6 protein-coding genes are annotated in these 8,039 nt (G+C 69.6%); all 6 read right to left on the reverse strand.

Annotated features, from left to right (window positions below; genetic code table 11):
• Window positions 1-293: 293 nt before the first annotated feature.
• Complete coding sequence (locus CA983_RS37250; protein ID WP_086605155.1) at window positions 294-617, reverse strand: hypothetical protein; 324 nt, start codon at window positions 615-617, stop codon at window positions 294-296.
• A gap of 61 nt (window positions 618-678) precedes the next feature.
• Window positions 679-1,644, reverse strand: coding sequence for a hypothetical protein (locus tag CA983_RS37255; protein ID WP_086605156.1), 966 nt, complete (start codon window positions 1,642-1,644; stop codon window positions 679-681).
• Window positions 1,641-1,889 (reverse strand): hypothetical protein, encoded by a 249-nt coding sequence (locus CA983_RS37260; protein ID WP_086605157.1) that lies wholly within the window; start codon window positions 1,887-1,889, stop codon window positions 1,641-1,643. The genes CA983_RS37255 and CA983_RS37260 overlap by 4 nt, the downstream gene beginning before the upstream one ends.
• A 28-nt stretch (window positions 1,890-1,917) precedes the next feature.
• On the reverse strand, window positions 1,918-5,136 hold the full coding sequence (locus CA983_RS37265; RefSeq protein ID WP_086605158.1) for a Helicase associated domain protein: 3,219 nt from the start codon (window positions 5,134-5,136) through the stop codon (window positions 1,918-1,920).
• 99 nt (window positions 5,137-5,235) lie between these two features.
• Window positions 5,236-6,264, reverse strand: a complete 1,029-nt coding sequence (locus CA983_RS37270; protein WP_086605159.1) for a TniB family NTP-binding protein — start codon at window positions 6,262-6,264, stop codon at window positions 5,236-5,238.
• Window positions 6,258-8,039 (reverse strand): DDE-type integrase/transposase/recombinase (locus CA983_RS37275; RefSeq protein WP_086605160.1); only part of this gene is annotated, 1,782 nt, incomplete at its 5' end. The genes CA983_RS37275 and CA983_RS37270, both read right to left, overlap by 7 nt.

An 8,039-nucleotide genomic window follows, 5' to 3' on the forward strand; every position in this document is an offset into this window, starting at 1 on the left:
TGTCGTCGCCCAGTTTTTCTGAGGTGTTGTTGCGGTTGCAAGCTGGGATTTCTCAGTTTTTCTGGGTGGTCTTTGTGGTGGTTGGGGTGCGCAGAGCGTGGGGCTGAGAGAGGTATTGGCTCTCTGGCCTGCGTGTATGTGGCGTGTGCAGGTTGATCGAGCGCAGTGCAGTTTCTCTGGGTCACTACTTGAGGCGCTGTGTGGTGGGGCGTCAGGTGTCAGTCGATCGGGCGGTAGAGGTAGCCGATGGCCGCAATCCGGCCCGGGTCGGCGGGGGCTGCTGTGGTGTTGGGCTAGAACCCGGGGCCCGGGTCGCCGCCGCTCTGTTGGCATTCGGTCGCGGCGTCGAGCCAATCACCTGCTGGTTCGATGGCCTGCTCGCGCTCAATGCCGGAGTCCACCTTTCCGTCAGCGGGGCGGGCGTCATCGGCGATGTCGCGGGCCCGCTGGCACGGATCTGATGATGGGCCGGACAGCTCAGCGAGACCGCCGATGACGCTGAACGAGAGGGCGATGACCGCCGCCGCGGCCATCATCAGGCCGGCGCTCCGGTCCTGTATGAGCCGCGGCAAGTGGCGCTGCCAGCGGAAGTACGGGATGCGGTCCCGGCTGTTCACAGTGCTCCCTATCGGATGTCTGAGGCATGGATTCTGCCGAAAGTACCTGCTGAATCGGACGTCAGGCGGCGTCCGGGTTGGTGAGGTCGTCTCGGGTGAGGGTGACGCGGGTGGCTTTGCCGGCTTTGCTGGCGGTGGTGGTGGGTGGCAGGACGCGTACGTGGACGAAGTAGACGCGGACGCCAGAGAGTTCGGTGTAGGGGGGCCAGGCGCCGGGCGTGCCGTCGGTGGGGAGTTCGAGGAGCTTGTCGGTGATGTTGTAGATGACGAGGTAGGCGGTGTGCTGCCCGTAGTCGTGGGCGTACTTGACGACCTGGTGCAGCCCTTTGACGAGGTAGCCCTTGCCGCGGCTGCTCCCGTCGAAGATCTTGCCGTCGCAGACGAGGGGGTCGCGGCCGTCGAGGTCGCCGATGAGGTCGGCTTCGCCGGAGGCTGAGCGTGGTTTGGCTTGGGTGATGTGGTCGCCTTCGAGGAAGAGGAAGCGCTGGAGGTCGAGGTTGTAGACCTCTTCGCCGTTGGCGGTGTCGGCGGTGAAGCGCGTGTACAGCTCTTCCCGGTCGAACCGGGTGCGATAGCGCTCGAGAGTGTGCAGGATGCTGCTCTCTGCGCCGACACGTTCGCTGAGATAGCCGAAGAGAGGCTGCAGGATGTCCTCGGCGAACTCTCGCCAGTTGTCCTGGATGTTCTTGTGCATGCTGTAGCCGCTTGCGATCTGCCACCCGATGTCGGGGCTGTCGACTTCGTCTTTGGCGATCTCCTGCATCAGCTTCCAGATGAGCGTGGCTTGTCCTTCTTCGGTCCTGCTGGGCCAGCTGAGCTGGCCATTGGTCAGGCCGGTGCGGAAGCTCTCCGAGTCCAGGTCTGGTTCTGCCCGGGCTGCCTCTTCGAGCAGGCCTCTGAGGGCTGGCTGGCTGTTAATCCAGGTGACAGCGAGGTGGACTTCGTGGCCGGCGCTGGAGTAGGGCGCGGTCATGAGTTTGCGCAGGCGTTCGCGTACGGCGACCTGGAGGCGCTGCTGGTACTTCACCGGAAGAGGCCTTTCATCGCTTGGGTGATCTGCTGCTGGATCGCATCGCCCGCGTTCTGCGCGCTGCCGGTCTCGTCGACCAGCCAGATCTGGGTGAAGCAGCAGGGACAGATCACGGCGGTCTGGGCTACGACCTCCGAGTAGCGGACCCACATCAGGTAGCCGCAGCTGGGGCAGGCCGTCTCGAGGTCCGCGTTGAGGAGCTGTGTCGTGATGGATTCGCCCGTAGTGGAATTGTCCCGCATGGGGCTGACAGTGCCGCTGTTGTCGGTTCTATCCGGGGTGGATGTCGATGGTGGTGAGGAGCTGTTGCTGGTTGGGGTGGAGGGTGGTCCAGCGGGTGCGTTGCCTGTCGGTCCACTTCTGGAGGGTCGGAGGATGGAGCTGGCTGTTGAGCTGGTGCAGCTTGGCTTGCTGGTAGGTGCGCTGCCAGATGCTGGGCCAGGGTGGGTTCCACCAGGGGTCGATGGTGTCGAGTGCTTGGGTGGTGGTGGGGGAGAGGCGTCCTTGTCGGGCTGCGCGGCGTTTTTGTACCAGCCAGCGGCCCAGGGGGAAGCCGTCGTGGTGGGTGTCTGCGCTGGGGGAGAGGTGACCGTTCAGGGCGGCGTAGGCGCGGGCGTGGGCGAGGCCTGGGCTTACGGGGTAGACGCGGCTGGTCCGGCGGCGGGCGGCGGCTTCGGGGGTGATGTCCAGGTCGGTCAGGAGTTGTTGCTGTTGGGGGCGTAGACGATCCCAGGCGGCGTGTTGGGCTCTGATCCAGGTCCGTACGTCGGCCGGGACACCGTGGGGGCGGGTTTGTGTGGTGCGGGCGCGGGTGCAGGCGCGCTGCCAGGCCAGGTCCCAGGGCGGGTTCCACCACGGGTCGATCGCGGTGAGGGCCTGGTGGCGGGCGTTGGGGGTGGTCTCGCGTCGGGCTTGTTGGCGTTGGTCGTTGAGCCAGCGGCCGAGGGGAAAGCCGTCGTGGACGGTGGAGTAGGCCACAGCCAGGGTGTGGTGGAGGGCGGCGTAGGCGCGGGCGTGCGCGAGCGCGGTTTCGGCGTAGGGGTTGAGGGGCCGGGTGCGGGCGCTGTCGTAGGAGAGACCGATGTCGGCCAGGAGGCGCTGCTGGTCGGGTTGGAGATCGTCGTAATGGTTGCGTTGTGTGCGTAGCCAGCTGCGCTGGGCGGGGGCGAAGCTGCGGAAGTGGTGGTCGGCGTCGAGGTGGTGGCCGGCCTTGACCTGGTCGTGGATGTGCTGCCAGGCGCGCTGCCACGCCAGGCTCCAGGGCGGGCACCACCAGGGATCGACTGCGGTCAGGGCTTTGGTCTGGGCGGATGGTGGTGTGCCGCGGTGGGCGTGGTCGCGGGCGTGCTGGCGTTGCCGACGCAGCCACCGCCCGAGCTGGAAGCCGTCGTGGACGGTGTCGACTGCGGCGGCGAGGGTGCCGTGCGCCGCGTGGTAGGAGCGTGCGTAGCCCAGGGCGGTGGCGAAGTCGGCCTCGTTTTCAGCGGGCCGGGCGGCGGCGCCGCGGGCCCGGTCCGCGGTGATTCCGATGCGGGCGAGCAGGTCCTGCTGGTCGGGCTGGAGGGTGTCGTACTGGGCGCACTGGGCGGTCAGCCACGCGGCGAGCGCGCTGGTGGTGCTGGGGAATCCGGCCGCGGTGTCCAGGACGTGGCCGGCTTGGACATGGGTGTGTGCCTGGTGCCAGGAGCGCTGCCATTCCAGGGTCCAGGGCGGGTTCCACCAGGGGTCGATCGCCGACAGGGCCAGCGCGCGGGGTGAGGGGCTGCCGTGACGTAGCTGATGGGCGCGGTCTTTGCTGCGCTGGTTGGACAGCCACTGTCCCAGCGGCAGTCCGTCCTGGACGGTGTCGGTGGTCGCGTTCACCAGCGTGCCGTGGGCGTCGGCGAAGGAGCGGGCGCAGGCGAGGGCGCGCTGGAAGTGGGTGGCCATGTGCTTGCGGCGGGGCCGGGCCGTCTGTACGGCCTCGGGGGTGAGGCCGATGTCGGCCAGGAGGCGCTGCTGCGCGGGGTGCAGGGTGTCGTAGCCGGTGCACTGGTTGTAGAGCCATTCGCCCAGGCCGAAGCTGGTAATGGGGAAGCCGTGTTCGGGCCGCAGTGCTCCGCGGGCGCGGGTGTGGTCACGGGCCTGGTAGTAGAAGCGCTGCCACATCACCGTCCACGGCGGCCGCCACCACGGATCCAGCGCCTCGAGTTCCGCGACATGTTCGGGCGGCATCGCCGGGAACTTCCGATGATTCGACAGCCAACGGCCCAGGGCAAAGCCGTCGAACCGGCTGTGGATCGGGGCGGCGAGATGGCCGTGCACCGCGGCGTAGGCACGGGCGTGCGCTAGCCCCGTTGTGAACGCCTGATCCGACCTGTGCCGGAGCCCCAGGTGCAGCCGCATACCGCGCGCAGCCTTCTCCGGCTGCTGTGCGGCGTCGCGGTAGGCGGTGAGTTCGCGGGCGATGGGGCGGGGCCGGTGCGCCATGTGCAGCGTCCACAGCCGGTCGGCGACGGCTGCGTCCGCGGCGGCCCGTACGCAGTGCTGCGCCCAGAGCAGCAAAGGACCGGCCGAGGTCGAGGCGATCCGCTCAACAAGCCACGGCCGCCCCGTGACCTGCGCCAGTTCGCCGACCAGACCAGGCACGTGAGCGAGCGTGTGAGGCAGATGTCCGCCGGTGTCGGCGAGCAGCCGCTGCCTGGTGCGTTCATCGGTGAGGACCGAGGTCAGGGCGACGGTCTCGGGGTAGGTGACCGCGTCCCGGGCCAGCAGCCGCCACCAGCCGGGATCGGCCCCCTGCGGCGTGAGTTGGCGTACCCGGCGCGGCCACTGCTCTTCTTCGGACCATTGCTGCGCCCACCAGGAGACGACCACGGCATGCGCGACCTCGAACGCACGAACGGCTTCAGGCCGATGGCGCAGCAGATCCAGATGCCGCCGGTGCGCCGCGACCACCTCCGCCAGCCCCGCCAGGTCCACCTGCTCGGTGTCGGCCGGCGCGCCGTCGATCCAGTGGGTGCCGAGCATCCAGCGGCGGTGGCGCAGGCAGATGCGAGTGTGCGGCTGTAGATACACCCGGGCGGGTTTGGTGCGTCCGGTGCGTGCGGCGGTGCACAGTCGGCAGCCTTCCCCCGCGGCGGGCACCACGGCCCCGAAGCGGAACCGCCCGGCCGCACCCACCCCCTCCGGCGCGAGGGGCTCCTGAGCAGCCCAGGCGGGCAGGGCCCGTCCCAAGACGTCCTCGGGCACGCGGCTGAACGCGGAGATGCGGGCGCGGGCTTCGGCGTTGAGGTAGATCTCGCCGTCCGTGCGGTAGCCCTTGAACAGGCCTCCGCCGACCTGGAGGAGCGCCGGGACGAGGTCCCTGACGCCGAGCCGGTAGCGGTCGGCCAGCCGGTCCAGGTACGACAGGTTCGTCTCGCCCTGCAGCGGCGCGAGCCGTACCGGCCCCGGTCGTGCCGCTGCTGTCCGCGGCGGCTGCGGCTGTGGTGGAGGAAAGTCGTGCATGAGGGAGCAGAGGTCGTTCCTGACGGGCTCGGATGTACCGGCATCCGAGCAGTGGCCAAACAGGGGATCGGGGCGGACGGTTGAGGCAGACGCCGCGGGTCAGGGCTGGCGTTGCGAGGGCGTCCTGTGGCGGTGTGGTTTCCGGGCCCGTTGTTCGGCGGCGGTGTCGAGTTCGATCTGTTCGAGGAGCTTCTTGGTGATTTTCTCGGTGCTGTCCAGCAGGGACACGAGGGCGGCTTCTCGGATGAGGTGGGAGAGGCTGCCCATGCGGCCGCCGGTGCGGGCGTGGAGGTAGGCGGCGTGCGTGAGCAGGGTGCCGGGCCGGTGGTGGCGTAGTCGCAGGGCGCTGTCCATGCTGTGCACCAGGTCGTGCCAGATCTGTTTGTCGGCTGGGCTGCCGTAGCGCAGGGGCTGGTTGCGGACGATTTTGAAGCGGCCGGCGAGCTGGGAGCCGCGTACGCCGGTCAGCAGGGGCGAGGCTTCGACGTCGATGCCGGAGTAGACGAAGGTCGCCGGGATCCGCTCGCCGAGGTACTTCAGCTGGTCGGAGGTCTCGGCGCCGGCCCGGCTGCGGGTGTCCATCAGGTGCACGTCGTCGACCAGGACCAGCTGGGTGCCCATCTCGCACAGCAGCTCGCACACGGCGTTGGTGATCTGGATCTGGTTCATCCGCTCCAGCATCGGCAGGCCGAGGAAGCGGGCGAACTCGCTGATGAGCATCTTCGGGGTGGAGGACGGCGGCACGGTGATGAACAGCACCGGCAGCCGCCCGTCCTGGTTCGGGTGGCGGCGCCGGTCGGCGAGTTCGACGGTGCGCCCGAGCTGCTGCATCGCGGTGGTCTTCCCGGTGGTCGCCGGTCCGGAGATGATCAGGCCGCGTCTGGCTCCGCCCTGCTGGCCGCGGTTGAGCAGCAGCAGACGGCGTACCGCGGTGGAGATGGTGTCCATGGCGGGGGTCTTCAGCACCACGAACCGTGCGTGGTAGTCCTCCCGCTGCTCCAGCGTCCACTCCTGGTCGTCGGCGTCCCGTGCCGGTGCGTGGGGCGTGTCGACGAACTGCTGCCACCCGTCCCACGTGGTTAGCGGACTGAACGTGCTCGTGGTGGCGGGCTGGGCCGCTGTCACCATGCCTGGGCCTCCTGGTACGGGTCGTAGATGCGCATGCCGCCCGCCCCGGCGGCGTCCAGCGTCCGCTCAGCGGCCTGGTCCTGGGTCGTTTCGGCCGTCGGCTCGGATGCTTCGGCCTCATCCGCGTGGCCTGCCGCGGCGTCCTGGCCGTCGGCAAGGGCGGCGAGAAGGTAGTCCTCGTCGTCCTGGTTGTCCTCGATGTCGTCCAGGCTGTCGTCGGTGTCCCAGCCGTCGGCATCCTGAAGCGGGACGGTGAAGGAACCGGGCAGCCCGAACGAGGCCCCCGGCGCGAGAGGCGCAGGCCACTGCGGCGGGGCGGTGGCGGGGGAGGGATCGGTCATCTGCGCGGCCGCCTGGGCCCGGGCAGCTACCGTCCGCTCTCGCCTGCTGCCCAGTCCCTGGCTGGCACGGCGCAGCAGCGTATCCAGTGCCTGGGCGATCGCCGCCTCGTGCTCTTCACGGCCATGCCGGCGTTCCACGGTGCGGCGGACGTGGTCGAAGGTGAACGCGGTGAACGGGCGCCTGACCGCACCCGCGTGGACCCACGGCACCTCGAGCCATCCCTCGGGCAGGCGCACCCACACCCGGTTCGGATCGTAGGGGTTGTGGTGGACCTCCCACCGTCCGTTCTTGTCCGCCCGCGGTGAGCGGCGTCGCCGGTAGGGGTTCAGGCCGGGGTGGCCGTAGGTGCGGTAGCCGAAGCGGATGCCGTAGTCGTTGACGGCCTGCCACCTAAGAGGCAGCAGCTCGACATAGTCGTCGGCGGACAAGGGCACCGGTACATGCCCGGTCAACGCCACCAAAGCTGCCCACATCTCGTTCGGACAGACGGCGACCCGCGGCATCATCGGGTGCCGCAGCGCTTCGTGCCGGCGCTCCTGCCACCCGCAGATGACCCATTCGTCCAGCAGTTCCTGAAGCTGCGTCAGGCTCCAGCAGGCATCCTGCTCCGCGGCCGCGCCCCGCTGGGAGACGTCCGAGCCGGTGTGGCCCGGCAAGTACTGGCTGAACCCGTCGGCAATCGCGCGGAAGGTCCGCTCCACGTTCCCCTTCGCCGGGCCGTTCGCCGGCGGCACCGGCTGCACCGACACCCCCAGGCTCTCGCACGCCGAGACGAACGACGCCGACACATACACCCGGCCCTGGTCCACGATCACCGTCTCCGGCATGATCACCGGCCGGGCGGCAGCCTGCTCCAGCCGCGCGTCCAACGCGATCAGCCGCTCGTAGGGGATGACCGACCGCTGCATGGACAGCGCCTTGTCCCAGCCCGGCCGCATCGCCGTCGGCACCACCATCTGCGCCAGCAGCATCGCCGCGTCCACCGACGTCGTGCCCACCGGACGCACCACCGCGGCGCAGATGCTGCGCGTCGCCACGTCCAGCGCGATGCACAGTTCAAGACGGCCGGTCACACCGTCGTCCAGGACCGCCATAACGTCCAGCGGCGTGCTGTCCAGCATCACCAGCTCGCCCGGCCGCAGTGCCACCGTCGGCGTGAACGGAGGTGCCGGCCGCGACGCATGCCACCGCCGCTGCGCCGCTGTCCCCAAAAGGCCCTGCCCGTCGGCCACCGCGTGCACCAGCCGGTTGAACGTCGACGCCGGCGGCAGAGCCACCGCCCCAGGGCCGTACTCCTCCTCCAGCAGCCACCCCACCCGGCGGCGCAGCCGCACCAGCGTGCCCGTCGACCGCTCCCGCTGCCCCTCCAGCACCTTCCTGACTGCCGCGACCACCCGCTCATCGGCCCGCCCCACCGCCGACCGCTCCCGCGC

Origin of the sequence: Streptomyces swartbergensis (assembly GCF_002148965.1) — a bacterium.
GTDB lineage: Bacteria > Actinomycetota > Actinomycetes > Streptomycetales > Streptomycetaceae > Streptomyces > Streptomyces swartbergensis.